The sequence below is a fragment of the Pyxidicoccus caerfyrddinensis genome, assembly GCF_010894405.1.
Classification (GTDB): domain Bacteria; phylum Myxococcota; class Myxococcia; order Myxococcales; family Myxococcaceae; genus Myxococcus; species Myxococcus caerfyrddinensis.
This window is the reverse complement of record NZ_JAAIYA010000024.1, coordinates 57849-76612: the sequence shown is the minus strand read 5'-3', so window position 1 is coordinate 76612 and position 18764 is coordinate 57849. Positions and strand designations below refer to the sequence as shown.

Genomic DNA, 18764 nt, shown 5'->3' with positions numbered 1-18764 from the left:
GACCGCTTTGGCCGGCTACCGTATGGCCATTATCCTGGGCGCATGAAGCGAGCTCCGTCGGGCATCGTCCCCATCATCGCGGTGGACCGCCGCTCGTCCGTGCCGCTGTACCGGCAGCTCTACGACGGCTATCGCGAGGCCATCGTCGACCGGCGGCTGCGCGCGGGGGAGCGGCTGCCCTCGACGCGGAGCCTGGCCACGGAGCTGGGAATCTCCCGCATCCCCATCCTGGGCGCCTTCGAGCAGCTCCTCGCCGAGGGCTACTTCGAGAGCCGCGTGGGGGCGGGGACCTTCGTCGCCCGCTCGCTCCCCGACGAGGCGCCACCGGCCGATGCCCACGCCCCGGTGCGAGGCACGCCGGGCCGGCGCGTCCTCTCCCAGGGGAGCGCGGTCCTCGGAGAGCGGCTCACGCCCGAGCCCTGGCACGGAGGCTGGGGCGCGTTTCGCGTGAGCCAGCCCGCGGTGGACCACTTCCCGTTCCAGGTCTGGTCGGCGCTGCTCGCGCGACACTCGCGCAACCCCACCCGGAGCCTGCTGACCTACGGCGACCCCATGGGGTACCGGCCGTTTCGCGAGGCGCTCGCCGCGTACCTGCGCACGTCGCGCGCGGTGCGGTGCGAGGCGGACCACATCATGGTGGTGAGCGGCTCGCAGCAGGCGCTGGAGCTGTCGGCCCGCGTGCTGCTGGACGCGCGCAGCCCCGTCTGGATGGAGGAGCCGGGCTACCCCGGGGCGAAGGACGTGCTGACGATGGCAGGGGCTCGCATGGTGCCCGTGCCCGTGGACGAGGAAGGGCTGGACGTGAGCGCGGGCATCGAGCGCTGCGCGAATGCGCGGGCCGCATACGTCACGCCTTCGCACCAGTATCCGCTCGGGGTGACGCTGAGCGCGTCGCGCCGGCTGCAGCTCCTGGACTGGGCGCAGCGCAGCGGCGCTTGGATTCTGGAGGACGACTACGACAGCGAGTACCGCTACGAGAGCCTCCCCGTGTCCGCGCTGCAGGGGCTGGATAGGGATGCGCGCGTCATCTACATCGGGACCTTCAGCAAGGTGCTCTTCCCGGCGCTGCGGGTGGGCTACATGGTGCTCCCGCCAGACCTCGTGCCGCGCTTCGCGCGCGTGCGGGACGCGATGGACATCTTCCCGCCCACGCTCTTCCAGGCGGCGCTGACGGACTTCCTCACCGAGGGCCACTTCGCGCGTCACCTGCGGAAGATGCGGCAGCTCTATCGCGAGCGGCGCACGGTGCTCGTGGAGTCGCTCACCCGGGAGCTGGGCGACACGGTGGAGGTCCTCGGAGCGCAGGCGGGCATGCACCTGGTGGCGGCCCTGCCGAAGCGCTTCAAGGACCGGCAGCTTTCCGAGCGCGCCGCGAAGGAGGGCATCTGGGCCATGCCGCTGTCGTCCTGCTACCTGGAGAAGGCCTCCCGTCCGGGGCTCGTGCTGGGCTACGGCGGCACGGACGCCGGACGGATTCCGGAAGCGGTGCGACGGCTCCGGAAGGCCATTCGGGCGAGCTGACGACCCTGTTCCAGGAGTTGGGCCCGACTGGGCGCGGCACTAGAGTCGCGCGGGTGAGCGCCCCTCAAGAACTGGAGCGCGTCCGCCGGAAGGTGGAGGCGGGCGAGAGTCTCAGCGACGCGGAGCTGGACCTGCTGCGCGCGGAGGCACGCAGCACTCCCGGCCCCACGCCGAGGCTCGCGGTGGCCCATGCGCTCATCAACGCGGGCGCCGAGCGCGAGGCCCTGCCGCTGCTGGAGTCCCTGCGGCGCGACTTCCCCCGGGACGTACCCGTGCGCCTGGGGCTGGCCCGGGCGCTGCTGGGCCTGGAGCGCCACGGCGACGCGGAAGCACTGCTGCGCGAGGTGCAGGCCCAGGAGCCGAGTGACCCGGAAGTCCTCAAGGTGCTCGCGGTGCTCGGGCTGCGGCGCGGTGAGGCCGACAAGGCCCGCGCGTATGTGAAGGAGGCGATCGAGCGAGACCCCTTCGACGCCGAGGCCCGGCTGCTGAAGGAGGAACTGGAGACCGCCGACCTGCCGGCTCCGCCTATGCCCCAGGAGCAGGTGCTGCGCCCGGAGTTCACCACGGCGCTGGCCGCCGCGCTGGGCCGGGCCCGGGTGACCTTCCGGCGGCAGGGGAAGGACCTGCTGGTGAAGCTCGCCTCGGGTGGGGTGGGGCGCGTGGACGTGGGCTCGCTGTACGCGGCATGGCGTGAGTCGCCGGGCCCGGAGGACCTCACCGCGCACGTGGACGCGCTGGCGGCACGGCTGGGAGGCCTCTCCTCGGGCCTGAGCGCGGAGGGCGCCGCGCTGGAGTCCCGGCTGCGCCCGGTGTTGCGGCCGGCGGACTTCGCCGCGCGGGCGGTGGGCGCGCTGCACCGGCCGGGCCCCGCGGGCCTGGAGGTCTTCTACGTGCTGGAGGACACCGACTTCGTGCGCTACCTGCCGGAGTCCGCGCTGGCCCTCGTGGGACTCACGGCCGAGGCGGTGGACGCGGCGGCCTGGCGAAACCTGGAGGCGAGCCCCGCGCCGGTGCGGCCCGTCCTCATCGACCAGGGAGAGGTGCGGCTCGCCGAGGCCTTCTCCGGACTGTGGGCCGTCGTCGCGGGGGATGGCCACGACGGAGCACGCCTGCTCACCGCGTCGCAGCGAGAGCGGCTGGCCCGCGAGGCAGGTGAAGAACCGCTGCGGGTGTCGCTGGGCCGGAGGGAGCTGGCGCTCGTCTGCCGCGAGTCGGACGCTGCCGCGCGGGAGGCCCTGGAGCGACTGGTGCCGTCTCCTGATGGGATTCCCGGCGTCTTCACCCTCACCGCCGAGGGACTCTCCGCCGCGTGAGGCGCCGACTCAGCCGGCGGTGGCCGTGGGCAGGTTCTCCACGAAGAGCACCTCGCGGTAGCCCAGCGTGAGCAGCAGCGCGCGCAGGGAGCGCTCCGCGGAGTCCCGGGCGCGCTGACGCAGACGTGAATCGGCGCGCACCTCCTGCTCGAAGGCCACGCGCGCCTTCTCCAGGAGCTGCGCTGTCTGCGCGCTGTCCAGGTTGGAGTCGATGACCTCCGTCTCGCCGGGGCGCAGCTCCACCTTCACCTCCAGCGGAGGCAGCACCACGTAGACGCGCGTGCCGGCCACCTGGAGGTGGGACGAATCGAAGCGCTGGAAGTCGAAGCCCAGCCGCGCGTCCGCGAAGACGATGGCGCGGCCGTGCTGATTGCGAATCGTGTACGCGGCCCAGCTCAGCACGTCCTTCCACAGCGCGTCGGTGGTCTCGGGCTGGGGCGTGAAGGCCACCTTCTTGTAGAGGGACACGTCCAGCGTCTCCAGCCGGGCCACGTCGCGCATCTGCTGCACGACGGACGGCGTGTCCGGCAGGGAGGTGGGCGGCGAGCGGAGGAGCAGCCAGGCGCCCACCGCGCCGAGCGTGGCACCCAGGAGGATGGTGAGGACTCGCGAGAGGTGCGCCATGGGGACAGTGTACCTCCTTCCCTGGAGGGGACGTCTGGGGCACGGTGTGTGCGCGTGAGCGCCGTGTCGCGTGGAGGAAGCCGGGTGGAGCTGACGGACGACGAGGTCGAAGCGCTGGGGACGCGCGGATATTTCATCCGGCCCGCGTTCCTGGGCGAGGCACGGGCGCACGCGGCGCGGGACGAGGCCCTGGCCCGCGCGGACTCCTGCGGCCTGCGGCCCGCGGCCATCCGGCGCGGCGCGGACCGCACGCGCGACACGGCCGTGCGCGGAGACCTCATCGACTGGGTGTTGCCGGAGCCGGGCACGCCGCTCGGCGTGCTGTGGGAGTCCTTCCGAGAGCTGGGCGAGGCCCTGTCCGCCAGTGCGTACCTGGGGCTCGGGCGCTTCGACTTGCAGCTCGCCTGCTACCCGGGCGGCGGGGCCCACTACGCGCGCCACCGCGACGCGTTCCCCGGACAGTCCAACCGGCGGGCCACGGCCATCTGGTACGCCAACGCGGGCTGGACGCCGGCACACGGTGGCGTGCTGCGCCTGTACCCGGAGGACTCGGCGCCCGTGGACGTGGAGCCCTCCCTGGACCGGCTGGTGGTGTTCCTGAGCGAGCGCATCGAGCACGAGGTGCTGCCCGCCTTCGCCCCGCGCCTCGCCCTCACCGCCTGGTACTACGGGCGCGACGCGGGCTGATCACACCGCGGGCGCCAGCAGGACGACGGAGTAGCCCACGGCCGTCTTCGTCCCCGGATTTTCATACGAGTGCTTCTGGTCGCCCCGGAAGACGACGACGTCGCCGGGCTGGAGGTGGAAGCGCTCGCCGCTGGCGATGAGCAGCAGCTCGCCGGACTCGCAGGCGAGGTACTCGCGGGTGCCGGGGGTGTGGGGCACGCCGGTGATGCGCACCTGGGGCGGCAGCTCCATCCGGTCGAACTCCATGCCGGGCAGCGGGTCGGGCAGCAGCTTGCGGAGCATGCCCGCGCCGCGCATGCGCACGGGGAGGCTGGCGCGAGGGTAGTGCCGGGCGCTCGCCCGGGGCTTCGCGATGAGCTCCTCCAGGGACACCTGCAATGCGCTCGCGACCCGGTGCAGCACGGTCAGCGTGGGGTTGGCGGCTCCTGACTCGAGATTCGCCCAGGTGGCCCGGGGCACGCCCGCCAGCTTCGCGAGCTGCGCCTGCGTGGCGCCGCGCGTCTCGCGGAGCGTCCGGATGTTGCGTGCCAGCCTGTCCGGCAGGTTCTCGTCGTTCATGGATTGGCAATCTGCCAAGGCATTGGCCGCCGCACCAATCCTTTGGCAGGAGCCGTGTATCCCTCCAGGCATGGAGGACATACGCATGAAGCTGGTCGGAAAGGCCGTACTGGTGACGGGGGCGAGCCGGGGGCTGGGCCAGGCGCTGATGGCGGCGTTCGCCCGCCGGGGTGCCCGGGTGGTGGGCGTGGCGCGCCACGCCGGAGAGATGGAGGCCGCCGCCGCGGCCCTGCGCGCGGAGGACCTGGAGGTTCACGCGCTCGCGTACGACATGGGGGACAAGGAGGCGATTCACCCGCTGGTGGGCGCGGCCACCGCGCTGGTGGGGCCCATCGACGTGCTGGTGCACAACGCGAGCACGCTGGGCCCCACGCCGCTGCCGCTGCTGCTGGACACCGCGTGCGAGGACTTGCAGCGCGTGCTGGAGGTCAACGTGGTGGGCCCCTTCCGCCTCACCAAGGCGGTGGCGGGCAGCATGGTGGTGCGGGGGCAGGGGCTGGTGCTGAACCTCACCTCGGACGCTGCGGTGTCCGCCTACCCGCGCTGGGGCGCGTACAGCGTGTCGAAGGTGGCGCTGGAGCACCTGGGCCGCATCTGGGCCGCGGAACTGGAAGGCACCGGCGTGGGCTTCCTCAACGTGGACCCGGGGGAGATGGACACGCGGATGTACCGCGACGCGGTGCCGGACGCGGACTACTCGAAGCTCGCCCGGCCGGAGTCGGTGGCGGCGCGCATCGTCACGCTGGTGGAAAAGCGGGCGGAGTCGCTGCCCTCGGGCACCCGCCTGGAGGCGGCGAAGCTGGAGGCCGCATGAAGCCCGCGCGCTGGCCCAACGAGCGTCCAGAGACGGGACGCCTGCTGCACGTGGAGCCCCGCGCGGGCCGCTTCTCCGACGCCCACGTGGCGGACCTGCCGTCGCTGCTGCGTGCGGGAGACCTGCTGGTGCTCAACGACGCCGCCACGCTGCCCGCCTCCCTGTCCGGACGCACCGAGTCGGGAGAGCGCATCGAATTGCGGCTGCTGTCGCGAGAGCCGGACGGCACCTGGACGGCGGTGCTCTTCGGCGCGGGTGACTGGCGCAAGCGCACCGAGGACCGGCCGCCCCCGCCGGTGCTGCCGGTGGGCACGCGCTTCGTGGCGGGCGGGCTGAACACGCGGGTGGTGGAGGTGCTGCCCCCCTCACCGAGGCTCTTGCGGGTGGCCTTCGCGGAAGAAGGCGCGGCGCTGTGGGCGGCCCTGTACCGGGGCGGGCGGCCGGTGCAGTACGCGTACACCGGGGGACCGCTGGCGCTGTGGCACGTGCAGACGGTGTATGGCGCGCGGCCATGGGCCATGGAGGCCCCGTCCGCGGGCCTGCCCCTCACGGGGAGCCTGCTGCTGGCGCTGCGCCGGCGCGGCGTGCACCTGGCGACCCTGACCCACGCCGCCGGCCTGTCCTCCACGGGAGACGACGTGCTGGACGCGGCGCTGCCCCGGCCCGAGCGCTCGGACATCCCCGCCGCCACGGTGGAGGCGGTGGAGCGCACCCGGGCCCAGGGAGGACGCGTGGTGGCGGTGGGCACCACCGTGGTGCGGGCCCTGGAGGGCCGCGCGGCGCAGCACGGTGGGAAGCTGGTGGCGGGCGAAGGCACGACGGACCTGCTGCTGGGCCCCGGCTACGTCCCGCGCGTGGTGCACGGGCTGCTCACCGGCGTGCACGAGCCGGGGAGCAGCCACCATGCGCTGCTCCAGTCCTTCGCGCCGCTGCCGCTGCTCAAGGACGCGGCCGCCCACGCGGAGGCGAGCGGCTACCTGGGGCACGAGTTCGGCGACTCGTGTCTCCTGCTGGATGCGTGAGGGCCCCAAGGCTCCGAGGCTTGGAGCCTCGGAGGCCGTCACTGAATCTGCGACGGCTCCAGCTCCACCTTCACCCAGCCCGGCTTGCGCAGGTCGAAGTTGCGGTAGGCGTCGATGGCGCTGCCCATGGGCTCCACGTGGGACAGGATGGACGTGGGGTCCACGACGCCGGTGCGCACCAGCTCCAGCAGCTTGGGGATGTACTTGCGGTGGTTGCAGTTGCCCATCCTCAGCGTGAGGTTCTTGTTCATCGCCATGCCGATGGGGAACGTGCGCACCTGCTGCGGGTAGACGCCGATGATGGACAGCGTGCCCGCCTTCGCCAGCGCGTCCACCGCCCACAGCAGCGCCTGCGCGGGCGCATCGCCCGGCACCCAGTTGTTGCCGTCCGGGTTCGTCTTGGGAGCGGCCTCCTTCACCTCGCGCTTGAATTCGGCCTTCTCGGCCTTGGCGGCCTTCTCCGCCGGGCCGTGGTGGGCGTGCATGGAGTCCACGCCCACCGCGTCGATGGCGCGGTCCACGCCGATGCCGTTGGTGAGGCGCTTGAGCGTCTCGACGGGGTCCTCCTGGTCGAAGTTGATGACCTCGGCGCCCTGCGTGCGGGCCAGGTCCAGGCGGTCCTCGTGGCAGTCGATGGCGAAGACGCGGCCGGCGCCCATCAGCTTCGCGCTGGCGATGGCGAACAGGCCCACCGGCCCGCAGCCGAACACCGCCACGGTGTCGCCGTTCTTGATTTCCGCCAGCTCCGCCCCGAAGTAGCCGGTGGGGAAGATGTCGGAGACGAGGATGGCCTGCTCGTCGGTGACACCCTCGGGCACCCTCACCATGCCCACGTGCGCGAAGGGCACGCGCACCTTCTCCGCCTGCATGCCGTGGAAGGGCCCCGTCGTCGCCGGGCCGCCGAAGAAGGCGGTGCCCGCGGCGGGGCCGTTGGGGTTGGCGTCGTTGCACTGCGCGTAGTAGCCGGCGCGGCAGTACGAGCAGTTGCCGCAGGCGATGGTGGAGCAGATGACGACGCGGTCGCCGACGTTGAAGTTGCGCACGTCGTCGCCGAGCGACTCGACATAGCCCACGCCCTCGTGGCCGAGGATGGTGCCCGGCTTCATGCCCGGCATGGTGCCGCGAATCATGTGGAGGTCCGTGCCACAGATGGCGCTCGCGCTCAGCCGGACGACGGCGTCCGTCGGCTTCTCGATGTTCGGCTCCTCCACCTCGTCGAGCCGGATGTCCCCAATCCCATGGAAAACGACAGCCTTCATCGCGCGCGCTCCTGCCCCTCGTGGGGCCCTGGTCCCAAGGCGGACGGGCCCAGCGAGAGGGCGGACCCGTGCGCCTTGGAGGCTGGGCATCGCCCGGGGTGGGGGCAAAGCGAGCGCCGCCTCCTCTTCCGGACAGCGGCCGGACGGGCGAGCGCTACCGCGAGCCGGCGTGGTGGACGTGGAACGACAGCCGCTTGCCGAAGACGCGGCGGAAGTTCACCACCTCGTGCTCCACGTTCCACAGCTCCAGGTCCACGGGCTGGCGCGTGTGCAGGTGCAGCGCGACGCCGTCCTTGCCGTTCGTCACCTTGAAGTCCTTGATGGGCTGGTGGTGGCTCAAGTCCAGCGAGTTGGCCACGCGCAGCAGGGTGGCCAGCTTGCGCACGGTGCGGGCCTCGGTCGGGTTGAGGCCCACCATGCCGGAGTGGGCCAGCTCCGGCGGGCTGCGCCGGTGGTAGCGGGCGATGCGGGCCACCAGCTCGCGCTCTCGGTCTGCGAGCCCGGGGATGTCCGCGTTCCGGATGAGATAGTACGTGTGCTTGTGGTGGCGCTCGTAGCTGACGGCGTGGCCGACGTCGTGCAGCAGCGCGGCGACCTCCAGGTAGGGGCGCACGGACAGCGGGAGCTGGTGGAGGGCGGCGAGCCCGTCGAAGAGGGAGAGGGAGAGGCGGGAGACCTGGCGCGCGTGCTTCTCGTCGAAGAAGAAGCGCTGGCCCATGACGATGGCGGCGTCGGCGAGGCTGTGGTCCTCGCGCTCCTCGTCCTGGCGGTAGAGCAGGTCCACGAGGATGCCGTCGCGCAGGCCGCGGTTGACGACGCTGACGGACTCCACGCCCAGGTGCCGGACCACGGCCTCGAGGATGACGGCGCCGGAGACGATGATGTCCGCGCGCTTGGGGTCGAAGCGCTTGCGCCGGCGTTCGGGGGGCATGTCCGCGAGCGTGTCCACGGCCTGGGTGAGCTGGCGCACGGTGGCGTTGCCGCTGCTCTCGCTGGAGGCGAAGGCCACCACGGCGTTGATGGTGCCGGACGAGCCGAGCGCCACGCGGGGCAGGTTGGGCAGCTGCTCGGGGAGCGTCTTGCGCAGGGCCTCGTAGACGAAGCTGCGCATGAGGCGCAGCTGCTTGGCCGTCACGGTGCCGGAGGCCTCGAAGACCTCGGTGAGGCGCACGGAGCCGAGCGAGAGGCTCCAGAGGTTGTCGGGCTTCTCGCCCACGGCGGTGGCGACCTCGGTGCTGCCGCCGCCGATGTCGATGAGGAGGGAGCGGGTGCCGGGGGGCTTGCGGTGGAGGACGCCGAGGCAGATGAGGCGGGCCTCCTCCTTGCCGCTGACGACCTCGAGGGTGAGGCCGGCCTCCTCGCGGACGCGGCGGACGATGTCGCTGCTGTTGCGGGCCTCGCGCAGGGCGCTGGTGGCGACGGCGCGCACCTGGGCCTTGTGGCGGCGGCAGAGGGCGGCGTAGCGGCGCAGGGTGGACAGGAGCCGCTCGGCGGTCTCCTCCGGCATGGCGCCGGTGGCGAAGACGCCCTCGCCGGGGCGGATGGGGTCTCGCTCCTGGTGCAGCGTCTCGAGCGAGCCGTCGGCATCCGGGCGGGCCAGCTCCAGGCGCACGGCATTGGTGCCCACGTCGATGGCGGCGAGGACGGGCTGAAGGGTGGGAGTGGGCATGGCGTGCCGCCGAGTGTAGGGCGCGACGGCACGTGGACGCAGCGGGAACCGCACGCAAGCGTCGTGTGACGGCCGTGTGGCGAGCAGGGCTTCAGTCGAGGAAGCGGCGCTCCCAGCGGCGGGCCTCGTCCGGGTCCAGACGAAGGAAGCTTCGGGCATCGCCAAAGAGGGTCCACGGCTCCAGGACGCGGGCCAGCTCGCGGTAGGCGGGCAGGTCCTTGCCCTGCTCGGTGTCGCCGGCTTCGGGCCAGAGGCCCAGGGTGACGACGGCCCGGTCGCCCTCCATCTCCTGCACGGTGGTTCCAGGCGTCTTGAGCCTGGAGCGCAGGCCGGCGGCGCCACCCAATTCACCGAGCACGGGCTGGCCCAGGAAGGTGAGCCAGGAGGGGCCGTGGACCTGGGTGCCAATGTTCGAGGTGGTCAAGCTCGGATGGAGCACATCCATGCCGGGATGGCGGAAGCAGTATCTATGGACCTCTCGCGCCACGCCCAACAGGTCCATTTCGCAGTTGAAGGCGAGTCCCGCGTTGCCTGAGTCGAAGGGCAGGGGGGCGGCAACTCCCAGTATCAGCTCGCGGACCCATTGCGGCCCACGCTCTTCCAGGAGCTCCGTGGGCAACCAATAGGAAACGAAGCAGACCTCCGTGGGATCGGAGCGAAGGGACGGATCGCCGAGTTCTCGCCCTCGATAGTCGAAGCGGTAGCGCTCCTCCCCGCCGGCTGCATCGACCAGATGAATGTTCGCGTAGATCGGCTTCAAGATGGCTTGGCGGATGTGCCTCCATCCACCTTCATCGAGCGGCTGCCACTCTCCGTTCGAGTCTGCGTACGCATCAAGTGCCGAGGGGCCGAGAGCCTGAAGGTAATATTCGAGTGAGCGCATGACACCTGGAGCGATTTCGGAGTGCAGGCGCTTCATGAAGAAGCAAAGGCTCAGACCATCACGAACAAGCATGTATCCGCTCTGCGCTCGTAGCCGAATCCTCGGGAAATGTTCGTTCATCGGATGACCCCAAGCCTGGGTTGAATGCGCACCGGTGATGCAGTCAGCTCCAATTCCTTCAGGTACGCCTTCTCCTGGGTGCGACCGAAATGAGGCGGCCCTGGAGGATAGTCAGTCCACGGAACAATGCGTGTGATGTCCGCGCAAGGAAACTTGAAGTCATAGGCGGTCAATGCGCGGCGAGGGTCGCCCGTGTGGATGACGATGTCGGGCACGAGAGAGCTCTTCAGCTCACTCAAGGGGCCGTCCGTGAGCAGTGACTGCTCCTTTTCGCGGCTCGTCAGGCTCCACTTCCCGGTAGTGGGGTCGTAGAGGTAGCGCGGCTCCAGGCTGAAGCCCCCGGGGCGGAGCTTCGCGAGCTTCGGCTGTGCGCATTCGAGCGCCACCTTGTGCATCTCCGTGCCGAGCTTCATGGCCAGGGTCACAGGTCGGCCCTTCGCGTCCCTCTCCACCTCGGCTCTGCACTGCTCGGCAGTGGGAACCCTCCCGCTGAACTGCTCCAGCAGTACCTTGGATCGCGCCAGGTCCGCGCACTCCTCAAGAGCCTTTTCAAGAGGGCCCCGCTGCTCTTCGAACAGCCGCAGCACCTCGGCAGCCACGGCAGCGGCCGTGGCCACCACCTTCGCGGCCTTCATCCCTGGAGTGACCGCCTCTTTCCCTGTCGCGGCGGCACACGCGGTCGGACTCTGCCGGCATCCCGCCGAAGCCGAGTCCAGACGGTACCCCTCCGCCTGTCCCCGCCGCTCCTGCGTCCCCGCGCACCCGACGAGCACGCCACAGACCACCACCAGCCACAGTCGCATGTCCCCTCCGCAAGGAGCGGGGACTCTACGAACCGGACCCGTCCCTCCAGAATGAGGGGAACCCGCAACCGCGCACTGCTACCGCTTCCGCCGCCGGCCAATGAAGCTCGCGAACCGCTCGGCGAACCGCGCCACCGCCAGCCCCACCACATCCAGCAACCACTGCTGCAACGGCGACCGTCCGCACTGCTCCAGCAGCACGCGCCGGGACACCGCCATGTGCTTCTCCAGCCACAGCGACGCCTGCGCCGACACGCGCGGCTCCGCCACCTCCACCAGCGTCTCCAGATTCACCAGCGACAACGGGTCCAGATTGAAGCTGCCCACCAGCAGCTTCTCCCCATCCACCACCGCCGCCTTCGCGTGCAGCGTGGACGCCGTCCATTCGTAGATGCCCACGCCCGCGCGCAGGAACTCGCGGTACAGCCGCATCGTCGCCGCCCGGGCAAACACGACATCGCTGCGCCCGGCCAGCAGCAGGGACACCTTCACCCCCCGCCGCGCCGCCTGCTTCAGCGCCCGTACGAAGCGCATGTCCGGAAGGAAGTACGCGTGCGCCAGCACCACCTCGCGCTGGGCCCCATCAATCGCGGACAGGTACCGCTTGCGCAGCCGGTGCCCACCACCCAGGCCCGACAGGAACAGGCTCACCGGCCCCGACACCAGCGCGGACGCGCCCGCGTGCAGCTTCGCGCCCAGCTGCCGGCAGATGTCCCCGCGCAGCTCCACCGCCAGGTCCGCCCACCCCGGCTCGTCACCGTGCGCCGCATACGCATCCCCGATGTTGATGCCACCCAGGAACGCCACCGCGTCATCCACGAGGAGAATCTTCCGGTGGTTGCGCCACGAGCGGCCGGTGCACAGCGAGGTGAGCGGGTTGTACACGCGCACCTTCGCGCCCGCGGCCTTCAGCGTCTCGGTGAGGTGGCTGCTGGCCTTGATGCTGCCCCAGCCGTCCACCACCACCTTCACCGTCACACCCCGCCGCGCCGCCGCCACCAGCGCGTCGAGGAAGCGCGCACCCACACCCTCGCGCTCGAAGGTGTAGACCTCCAGGTGCACCCGCTGCTTCGCGGAGGCGATGGCCTCCAGCATCCGCGGGTACGCCTCCGTCCCGCCATCCAGCAGGGTGATGCGCTCCGCCGCCTCCTCCCGGACGGAAGGCAGGGGAGGAACGGTCAGCGGGGGCAGGGTGGCTTCGGTGCGCATGGACGCCCTCACCCTACCGCTCCCGGAGCGGAAGCGGGACAGCCCCCGGGTGACACGGGGGCCGTCTCACACGCGACCGACTCAGTCGTCGTGCTTGCGAGCGCCCTTGCCCTTGCCCTTGTGACGGCACTGGTCGCCATCCCAGTACTGGCTCGGGTGGCACTGCTTGCTGTTGGACTTGGACTTATTCGACTTGGACGGAGAGGACTGCGCCTCCTTGAGGCCGCGGTGGTAGATGCAACCCTGAAGGGCGAAGAGGGCGAGGACGGGGACGAGGAATCGAAGGTTCTTCATGGGGGGCACGCAGGGTAGCGGACTCCACCGTGGAGTCATCCCCCCTTGGACTCGCCTGCCCGGTGGGTGGCCACACGGCCCATCGACGGTGCGCGTAGGGTCCGCTACCCTCCGCGCCGTGCCCCCCGCAGAAAAAGCCACACGTCATCGGAAGATTGGCGCCTACCGCGTGCTCGGAGAGCTGGGCCGCGGCGGCATGGCCGTCGTGTATCGCGGCCTGCACGAGATGCTGCAGCGCGAGGTCGCCATCAAGGAGCTGCTCCCGTCGGGACAGCGCGACAAGGAGACGCTGTCGCGCTTCCGTCGCGAGTCGCTCGCGCTGGCCGCCTTCCGCCACCAGAACATCGTCACGCTCTACGACCTGGTGGAGAAGGCCGACAGCCTCTTCATGATTCTGGAGCTGGTGGACGGGCCCACCCTCCACACGCTCATCCGCGAGGGGCCGCTGCCGCCCGACGTCACCGGCGTCATCGCCGCGCGCATCGCCAGCGCGCTGGACCACGCGCACTTCCGCCACATCATCCACCGCGACCTCAAGCCGGCCAACGTCATGCTCACCAAGGCCGGTGAGGTGAAGTTGATGGACTTCGGCATCGCCAAGGACGTGGGCCTGGAGGCGCTCACCCAGCAGGGCATGGCCGTGGGCACGCCCTCGTACATGTCACCGGAGCAGGTGACGGGCGCGCCGCTCGACGGGCGCACCGACATCTTCTCGCTCGGCGTGCTCCTCTACGAGGCCCTCTCCGGCGCCCGGCCCTTCCACGGCAAGACGGCCGGCGAGGTCTTCGCGAAGATTCGCGACGGCAAGTACACGCCGCTCTCCAAGGTGGCGCCCAACGTGCCCGCCCCGCTGGCCCGCATCATCCAGCGCGCCATGGAGGTGAAGCCGGAGGACCGCTTCCCGGACGCCGCCGCCATGCGCCGCGAGCTGGACGTGTTCCTCGCGCAGGAGGTGCAGATCTCCCACGCGGCGCTGCTCGTGGCCTTCCTCCGCCACCGCAACAAGCTCACCGAGACGGAGGCCCAGCAGCTCCTGCGCCCGCAGGAGCTGGACGCCGCGGTGGAGGTGTTCGACATGCCCCGCTCCGGCTCCGGTGGCAGCCTCAAGTGGGTGCTGGCCGCCGCCGCCGCGGTCGTCACGGCCGCGGGCGCGGGGCTCTACCTCAGCCAGTCGCAGTGGGCCCCGTTGATAGAGCAGCTCTTCCGCTGAAAAAAGGCAGGAGGCATCCCATGGGACGCATCGTCACCTTCGTGTTGGGCATGAGCATCGTCGCCGCGGGGGTCTGGTACGCCCTGTACCGCCCCGCGCGCATGGACCCCGAAGCGGCCGCCGCGCGCGGACTGGACACCGCGCGCAAGGCCGCTGACCGGATTGAAGGGGACATGCAGAAGCGGGCCGACGACCTGCTCCAGCAGCCGCAGGAGCAGCAGTAGCCCGCGGGCGGCGGCTTCAGCCCTTCTTCTTCTCGTGCGTGACGGTGACGATGGTGCCGATGCCGCCGCGCACGAAGAAGTCGCCCACCACGGTGAGCTTGCGCGGCTGGATGGCCTTGATGATGTCGTCCGCGATGGTGTTGGTGACCTTCTCGTGGAAGGCCCCCTCGTTCCGGTACGCCCACATGTAGAGCTTGAGGCTCTTGAGCTCCACGCAGAGCTGGTCGGGCACGTACGTAATCTTGAAGCGGGCGAAGTCCGGCTGGCCCGTCAGGGGGCACAGACAGGTGAACTCCGGACAGTCGAAGGCAATCTCGTAGTCGCGATCGGCTGCGGGGTTGGGGAAGGTCTGGATGTCCTTGGTCGGCTGCGAGGGCATGACGATGTCGTCTACCACACCGACGCCGAGTGTCATCCGTCGCGTGGATGTCGCCTTGCCGGCTGCCCCGGGGGGCATCTGTCGGCCCCCCAACGTGCCCGGCGTCCACCAGCGGGGAATCCGGGGGGTGGGCCGGTTGCCAGCCAGGGGAGGGGCTCATAATCCCCAGTGGGTCTCTCCCCCCGCCCTGAGCACATGCCGCTTCCTTCCGACGTCGAAGATGCCTTTTCGTGCCTTCCGCTCGCATTGATTCGCGTCGGGCCGGACCTGCGCGTCCAGTGGTGTGAGGACGGCTTTTCCCACAAGACGGGCGTGGAGCTGCGCGCGGGGGGCGACCTGCTGGACGCACTCGAGCGCGGCCGCAGCCTGGACGCGGTGGAGCGCGCCATCCGCGAGGGCCGGGCCCATACCGGCCACGTCATCACCCGCGCGCTCCGGCAGGTGCGCGTGCAGGTGCGGCCCGCGAAGGCGGGCGAGCAGCCGGGCGCCTGGCTCGTCGTCGAGCCCTCCGGCGTGGACGACGAGGGCGCCTTCTCCCAGGCGGTGCAGGAGATTGCCCGCGCGGTGGGGGAGACCTTCGAGGTGGACAGCGTCTGCGCGGCGGCCGTGGTGGCGCTGGTGCGCTGCGCGCAGGTGCGGCGCGCCGAAGTCTTCCTCTGCGAGGAGGGCAAGGAGTTGCGCCGGGCCGCCGTGTCGGACCTGGCGGGCGCGGACTCGCCGGAGGACACCTTCGACGTGGAGGAGGACCCGTTCCGGCAGGCGCTGGCCTCGCGCCAGCCGCAGCTCGGAATCCAGCGCGGCTACGGGGATGCCATGGGCTCCATCTTCGCCGCGGTGCCGCTGTGCGCGCCGCGCCGCACGGTGGGCCTGCTGCTGCTCTACAAGGAGCAGGGCACGTCCTTCTCCGTGCGCGAGCTGGAGCTGTGGAGCGCGGCGGCGAACCAGCTCGCGGTGGCGGTGGAGAACGCGCGCCTGTTGCGTGAGGCGAAGGCGGCGCTCCAGGTGCGCGAGGAGTTCATGTCCATCGCCAGCCACGAGCTGAAGACGCCGCTCACCCCGCTGAAGCTGAGCCTGTACACCATGGAGAAGCGCATCTCCGCGGGGCAGCCGGTGGAGCTGGGCTCGGTGCTCAAGTCCAAGCGGCAGGTGGACCGGCTGGCGGGGCTGGTGGATGACCTGCTGGACGCGTCGCGGCTGGACGCCGGGAAGCTGGCGCTCAACCTGGCGCCGCTGGAGGTGGGGCAGTTGGTGGCGGAGGTGGTGGACCACTTCCGCGCCGCCTTCGAGCGGCCCTTCACCGTCGAGGTGCCGCGCGAGCGCGTCTGGGTGCAGGGCGACAGGGACAGGCTGGAGCAGGTGCTCGTCAACCTGCTGGAGAACGCGCACAAGTACAGCGCCGCGGGCGAGCCCATCTCCATCTCCGTGGAGCGGGCGCACGGCGAGGCGCGCATCCACGTGCAGGACCACGGCATCGGCATTCCGGGCGCGGACCAGTCGCAGGTGTTCCAGCGCTTCTACCGTGCGCGCAACGTGTCGCACCGCAACTTCGGCGGGCTGGGGCTGGGCCTCTTCATCAGCCACTCCATTGCCAAGCTGCACCGGGGCGCGCTCTCGCTGTCCAGCTCGGAGGGCCACGGCAGCACCTTCACGGTGAGCCTGCCGCGCATGTCGTCGCAAGAGGTGAAGCGGCTGCCGCGCCGGGTGCTGCTGCTGGACGAGGACCGCGCGCAGGAGTCGGTGGCGGAGCGCGTGCTGCTGGCGGAGGGCTATGAGGTGCTCACCGCGCGCGACGGCGCGGAGGCGCTGCGCCGGGCCACGCACCTGCCGGTGGACCTCATCGTCCTGTCCACCAGCGCCACGCACGGGCAGGCGGGCGTCTTCCTGGAGACCTTCGCCACGCTGCCCCGCGCGCGGCCCGTGCCCATTCTGCTGGCCGGCGACGAGCGGCCCTGGTGGGCACAGGAGGGCACCTCGCTGTGCACCCGCCCGTACCTCCCCGACGAACTGGTGGCGCGGGTGCGCAACGTGCTGATGGTGGAGCGGCGCCGGCCCGGTGAGCTGGCCACGCCCGAGGCACCGCTCGCGGGGCTCAGCCCCCGGGTGTGAGGACGCGGAAGTCCGCCGGGACGACGCCGGCCTTCGCCAGCACCTCGCGGGCCTTCGGGTGGAGGAACGTCTCCAGCTCCACCTCGCGCTGGGCGGCGTAGCCGCTCTTCAGCGTCTCCGGCCGGTAGCCCGGATGGCACATCAGCTCGATGACGCCGTCCGCGGGCAGCGAGGCCAGGTGCTGCTCGAAGCGCTCCAGCGTCCAGTACGCGTCCGTGCCCGCGTCTCCGATGAAGTGCGCGTTGGTGGCCACGCCGTGGGACTCCAGCGCGCGCCGCATGCCCGGGTCGATGGAGCGCACCGGCAGGCCCGAAGCGCGGGCGGCGCGGGCCAGGCCCTCCAGCACGTGCGGGTGGCGGTGCAGGTGCTTGTGCACGTCCACGTGGGTGGCGGGCCGGCCGAGCAGCCCCGCGAGCCGCGCGAGCTGCGCGAAGACCTCCGCCTCCACCACGTCCGGCGGCAGGGAGGCGGCGCGGGCCTCCACGAAGCCGCCGTCCTCGCCGAGCAGCGCGCGGGGGAAGCCGCTCCACACGGGCGTGCCCCGGGCGAGGTTGAGGTGCAGGCCGATGGACAGCCCCCGGGCCTCGCGCGCGGCGGCCTCGGAGAAGGGCGTGTTCACCATGAAGGTGGCCGAGGAGACGACGCCCTCGCGCATGGAGCGGAGGATGCCTCGGGTGACGGCCGGGTCGTAGCCCAGGTCGTCGGCGTTGATGATGAGGGCGCGGGCGCTCATGGACGGGCTCTTTCCTTGAAGAAGCGCCACGCCTCACGCGTGGCGTCCAGGTTCAGCGTGCCGTTGTTGAAGGTGGGGTATCCCGGCCACGCGTGCTTGCCTCCCTGCACGGTGCACAGCGAGGCGGTGGCGCTCTGGGGCGTGCACCCGGTGTACGCGGTACAGGTGCTGTCGCCCTGCTGGTACGTCTGCACGGCGGTATCGCCACAGCCGTTGCGCTTCGCCCAGCGCCGCACGGTCTCCTCGGCGCCGGGGTAGACCTCCCCATAGCGGCCGAGGTTGTTGCCGCCCGCGTAGTGGATGAGGTCGTCGTCGGTGCCGTGGAAGTGCAGCACCGGCACCGGGCGCGACGGCGTGCAGGGGCTGACGTTCTCCGGGCCGGACACGGGGGCGACGGCGGCGAAGCGGTTGGCGCGCTCGCAGGCCAGCCGGTAGGTGAAGTAGCCGCCGTTGGAGAAGCCCATGGCGTAGGTGCGGTGCGGGTCCACGCACACGCGCGCATCCAGGTCCGCCAGCAGCGCGTCCACGAAGCCCACGTCGTCCACGACGCCCCGGGCAGGGAAGCAGCACCCGCCGGCATTCCAGCTCCGGGGCGAGTCCTGGGTGCCGGTACCGCTGATTTCCGCGGGGCTGAGCGCGCGCGGGTACACGGCGACGAAGCCCTCCGTGTCGGCCAGCGTGGACAGGCCCGTCAAGGTCTCCATCTTGAGCTCGTTGGAGCCGAAGCCGTGGAAGGCCAGCACGGCGGGCGCGGGCCGGGTGGCGTCGTAGCCGGGCGGGACGTGGACGCGGTAGGTGCGCGTGCGGCCCTCGTGCTTCACCGTCCACGCGTAGGTGCCGGGCCCCACGGTGAGGCCGGTGCAGGCGGTGCGCTCGGAGACGGGCGGTTCCGGGGAAGCGCTGGCGGCCGGAGCGTCCCGGTGGGTGTCATGCGGCTGGGACGAGGCGCACGCGGCGGCGCCGAGGAGCAGGGCGGTGAGCGCGAGCGTGAGGCGGGGGTGGTGCATGGCGGGGAGGGTAATGGGACCGACGCGTCGGAGGCGCGGCGGACAGCGCAATTCTATTGCGCGCGCTGCGTTAGGATCGCTGCGTATCGCTTGGCGAAATGCCGGGGCCGTGCGGAGGCCTGCACGTATCGCTTGGCGAAATGAACTGGGCCACGTCATCCTACGCGAAGCGCGGCGGGACGGAGGCGTCCCTTGCTGCCCTGTGCTGCACCAGCCCCATGGTTTAATACTCGACCTGTGTTCAGCGGGAGGCTCCCTCAGGGTTGCTTCTTGGTATCGGTAATGGGGGCTTCACCGGCCGCAGCTTGGTCATCCCATCCTTGGGGTGG

General features: G+C 71.2%; 19 protein-coding genes. 8 read left to right on the top strand and 11 right to left on the bottom strand.

Annotation, left to right across the window (positions count from 1 at the left end):
- Nucleotides 1–42: 42 nt before the first annotated feature.
- Both pdxR and G4D86_RS40415 read left to right on the top strand, forming a co-directional pair.
- A complete protein-coding gene (gene pdxR / locus G4D86_RS40420; protein ID WP_163999637.1) occupies nt 43–1521 on the top strand; it encodes a MocR-like pyridoxine biosynthesis transcription factor PdxR in 1479 nt (492 codons plus the stop codon).
- 53 nt (nt 1522–1574) lie between these two features.
- Nucleotides 1575–2834, top strand: a complete 1260-nt coding sequence (locus G4D86_RS40415; protein ID WP_205520209.1) for a tetratricopeptide repeat protein — start codon at nt 1575–1577, stop codon at nt 2832–2834.
- A gap of 9 nt (nt 2835–2843) precedes the next feature.
- Here G4D86_RS40415 and G4D86_RS40410 read toward each other — a convergent pair whose 3' ends face one another.
- The gene (locus tag G4D86_RS40410; RefSeq protein ID WP_163999636.1) at nt 2844–3458 is read right to left on the bottom strand and encodes a DUF4230 domain-containing protein; all 615 of its coding nucleotides are present in this window, start codon (nt 3456–3458) and stop codon (nt 2844–2846) included.
- 54 nt (nt 3459–3512) lie between these two features.
- Between G4D86_RS40410 and G4D86_RS40405 the strand changes: the two genes are divergently transcribed.
- Nucleotides 3513–4145 (top strand): 2OG-Fe(II) oxygenase, encoded by a 633-nt coding sequence (locus G4D86_RS40405; RefSeq protein ID WP_240360751.1) that lies wholly within the window; start codon nt 3513–3515, stop codon nt 4143–4145.
- On the opposite strand, the gene G4D86_RS40400 is transcribed toward G4D86_RS40405, so the two are convergent.
- A complete protein-coding gene (locus G4D86_RS40400) occupies nt 4146–4703 on the bottom strand; it encodes a helix-turn-helix domain-containing protein (protein WP_163999635.1) in 558 nt (185 codons plus the stop codon).
- An 85-nt stretch (nt 4704–4788) separates the two neighbouring features.
- On the opposite strand from G4D86_RS40400, the gene G4D86_RS40395 reads away from it, so the two are divergent.
- Both G4D86_RS40395 and G4D86_RS40390 read left to right on the top strand, forming a co-directional pair.
- Nucleotides 4789–5517 carry an SDR family NAD(P)-dependent oxidoreductase gene (locus G4D86_RS40395; RefSeq protein ID WP_163999634.1) on the top strand — a complete coding sequence of 243 codons (729 nt, stop codon included), beginning with the start codon at nt 4789–4791 and terminating at the stop codon, nt 5515–5517.
- A complete protein-coding gene (locus G4D86_RS40390) occupies nt 5514–6539 on the top strand; it encodes an S-adenosylmethionine:tRNA ribosyltransferase-isomerase (RefSeq protein WP_163999633.1) in 1026 nt (341 codons plus the stop codon). Before G4D86_RS40395 ends, G4D86_RS40390 begins: the two co-directional genes overlap by 4 nt.
- A 38-nt stretch (nt 6540–6577) precedes the next feature.
- Here the strand turns inward: G4D86_RS40390 and G4D86_RS40385 are convergent, their stop codons facing one another.
- The 6 genes from G4D86_RS40385 to G4D86_RS40360 all read right to left on the bottom strand — a co-directional run bounded on the left by G4D86_RS40385 (nt 6578) and on the right by G4D86_RS40360 (nt 12776).
- Nucleotides 6578–7798, bottom strand: coding sequence for a zinc-dependent alcohol dehydrogenase (locus G4D86_RS40385; RefSeq protein ID WP_163999632.1), 1221 nt, complete (start codon nt 7796–7798; stop codon nt 6578–6580).
- A gap of 154 nt (nt 7799–7952) precedes the next feature.
- The gene (locus G4D86_RS40380; RefSeq protein WP_163999631.1) at nt 7953–9467 is read right to left on the bottom strand and encodes a Ppx/GppA phosphatase family protein; all 1515 of its coding nucleotides are present in this window, start codon (nt 9465–9467) and stop codon (nt 7953–7955) included.
- A 91-nt stretch (nt 9468–9558) separates the two neighbouring features.
- Nucleotides 9559–10470, bottom strand: coding sequence for a DUF3396 domain-containing protein (locus G4D86_RS40375; RefSeq protein ID WP_163999630.1), 912 nt, complete (start codon nt 10468–10470; stop codon nt 9559–9561).
- Nucleotides 10467–11105: a hypothetical protein gene (locus G4D86_RS40370; RefSeq protein ID WP_240360750.1), complete on the bottom strand. Its 639-nt coding sequence runs from the start codon at nt 11103–11105 to the stop codon at nt 10467–10469. Before G4D86_RS40370 ends, G4D86_RS40375 begins: the two co-directional genes overlap by 4 nt.
- A 246-nt stretch (nt 11106–11351) precedes the next feature.
- On the bottom strand, nt 11352–12482 hold the full coding sequence (locus G4D86_RS40365; protein ID WP_163999628.1) for a phospholipase D-like domain-containing protein: 1131 nt from the start codon (nt 12480–12482) through the stop codon (nt 11352–11354).
- Between the two features lie 81 nt (nt 12483–12563).
- Nucleotides 12564–12776, bottom strand: coding sequence for a hypothetical protein (locus G4D86_RS40360; RefSeq protein ID WP_163999627.1), 213 nt, complete (start codon nt 12774–12776; stop codon nt 12564–12566).
- A gap of 196 nt (nt 12777–12972) precedes the next feature.
- On the opposite strand from G4D86_RS40360, the gene G4D86_RS40355 reads away from it, so the two are divergent.
- Together G4D86_RS40355 and G4D86_RS40350 are read left to right on the top strand one after the other, a co-directional pair.
- Nucleotides 12973–13986: a serine/threonine-protein kinase gene (locus G4D86_RS40355; RefSeq protein WP_240360765.1), complete on the top strand. Its 1014-nt coding sequence runs from the start codon at nt 12973–12975 to the stop codon at nt 13984–13986.
- Nucleotides 13987–14006: 20 nt separating this feature from the next.
- Nucleotides 14007–14210 carry a hypothetical protein gene (locus tag G4D86_RS40350; RefSeq protein ID WP_163999625.1) on the top strand — a complete coding sequence of 68 codons (204 nt, stop codon included), beginning with the start codon at nt 14007–14009 and terminating at the stop codon, nt 14208–14210.
- A gap of 16 nt (nt 14211–14226) precedes the next feature.
- Here the strand turns inward: G4D86_RS40350 and queF are convergent, their stop codons facing one another.
- Nucleotides 14227–14589 (bottom strand): preQ(1) synthase, encoded by a 363-nt coding sequence (gene queF, locus G4D86_RS40345; RefSeq protein WP_163999736.1) that lies wholly within the window; start codon nt 14587–14589, stop codon nt 14227–14229.
- A 195-nt stretch (nt 14590–14784) separates the two neighbouring features.
- On the opposite strand from queF, the gene G4D86_RS40340 reads away from it, so the two are divergent.
- A complete protein-coding gene (locus G4D86_RS40340; RefSeq protein ID WP_163999624.1) occupies nt 14785–16695 on the top strand; it encodes an ATP-binding response regulator in 1911 nt (636 codons plus the stop codon).
- Here G4D86_RS40340 and G4D86_RS40335 read toward each other — a convergent pair.
- Together G4D86_RS40335 and G4D86_RS40330 are read right to left on the bottom strand one after the other, a co-directional pair.
- Nucleotides 16679–17428 carry a carbohydrate deacetylase gene (locus G4D86_RS40335; protein ID WP_163999623.1) on the bottom strand — a complete coding sequence of 250 codons (750 nt, stop codon included), beginning with the start codon at nt 17426–17428 and terminating at the stop codon, nt 16679–16681. The two genes, G4D86_RS40340 and G4D86_RS40335, sit on opposite strands and share 17 nt — an antisense overlap.
- Nucleotides 17425–18435: an extracellular catalytic domain type 1 short-chain-length polyhydroxyalkanoate depolymerase gene (locus tag G4D86_RS40330; RefSeq protein ID WP_163999622.1), complete on the bottom strand. Its 1011-nt coding sequence runs from the start codon at nt 18433–18435 to the stop codon at nt 17425–17427. Before G4D86_RS40330 ends, G4D86_RS40335 begins: the two co-directional genes overlap by 4 nt.
- Between the last annotated feature and the right edge of the window lie 329 nt (nt 18436–18764).

Coding starts and splice junctions, on each gene's coding strand:
- G4D86_RS40360 (WP_163999627.1), bottom strand. CDS start 12,776: ATGAAGAACCTTCGATTCCTCGTCCCCGTCCTCGCCCTCTTCGCCCTT.
- G4D86_RS40370 (WP_240360750.1), bottom strand. CDS start 11,105: ATGAAGGCCGCGAAGGTGGTGGCCACGGCCGCTGCCGTGGCTGCCGAG.
- pdxR (WP_163999637.1), top strand. CDS start 43: ATGAAGCGAGCTCCGTCGGGCATCGTCCCCATCATCGCGGTGGACCGC.
- G4D86_RS40390 (WP_163999633.1), top strand. CDS start 5,514: ATGAAGCCCGCGCGCTGGCCCAACGAGCGTCCAGAGACGGGACGCCTG.
- queF (WP_163999736.1), bottom strand. CDS start 14,589: ATGCCCTCGCAGCCGACCAAGGACATCCAGACCTTCCCCAACCCCGCA.
- G4D86_RS40350 (WP_163999625.1), top strand. CDS start 14,007: ATGGGACGCATCGTCACCTTCGTGTTGGGCATGAGCATCGTCGCCGCG.
- G4D86_RS40395 (WP_163999634.1), top strand. CDS start 4,789: ATGAAGCTGGTCGGAAAGGCCGTACTGGTGACGGGGGCGAGCCGGGGG.
- G4D86_RS40375 (WP_163999630.1), bottom strand. CDS start 10,470: ATGAACGAACATTTCCCGAGGATTCGGCTACGAGCGCAGAGCGGATAC.
- G4D86_RS40335 (WP_163999623.1), bottom strand. CDS start 17,428: ATGAGCGCCCGCGCCCTCATCATCAACGCCGACGACCTGGGCTACGAC.
- G4D86_RS40400 (WP_163999635.1), bottom strand. CDS start 4,703: ATGAACGACGAGAACCTGCCGGACAGGCTGGCACGCAACATCCGGACG.
- G4D86_RS40380 (WP_163999631.1), bottom strand. CDS start 9,467: ATGCCCACTCCCACCCTTCAGCCCGTCCTCGCCGCCATCGACGTGGGC.
- G4D86_RS40355 (WP_240360765.1), top strand. CDS start 12,973: ATGGCCGTCGTGTATCGCGGCCTGCACGAGATGCTGCAGCGCGAGGTC.
- G4D86_RS40330 (WP_163999622.1), bottom strand. CDS start 18,435: ATGCACCACCCCCGCCTCACGCTCGCGCTCACCGCCCTGCTCCTCGGC.
- G4D86_RS40410 (WP_163999636.1), bottom strand. CDS start 3,458: ATGGCGCACCTCTCGCGAGTCCTCACCATCCTCCTGGGTGCCACGCTC.
- G4D86_RS40340 (WP_163999624.1), top strand. CDS start 14,785: ATGCCGCTTCCTTCCGACGTCGAAGATGCCTTTTCGTGCCTTCCGCTC.
- G4D86_RS40365 (WP_163999628.1), bottom strand. CDS start 12,482: ATGCGCACCGAAGCCACCCTGCCCCCGCTGACCGTTCCTCCCCTGCCT.
- G4D86_RS40385 (WP_163999632.1), bottom strand. CDS start 7,798: ATGAAGGCTGTCGTTTTCCATGGGATTGGGGACATCCGGCTCGACGAG.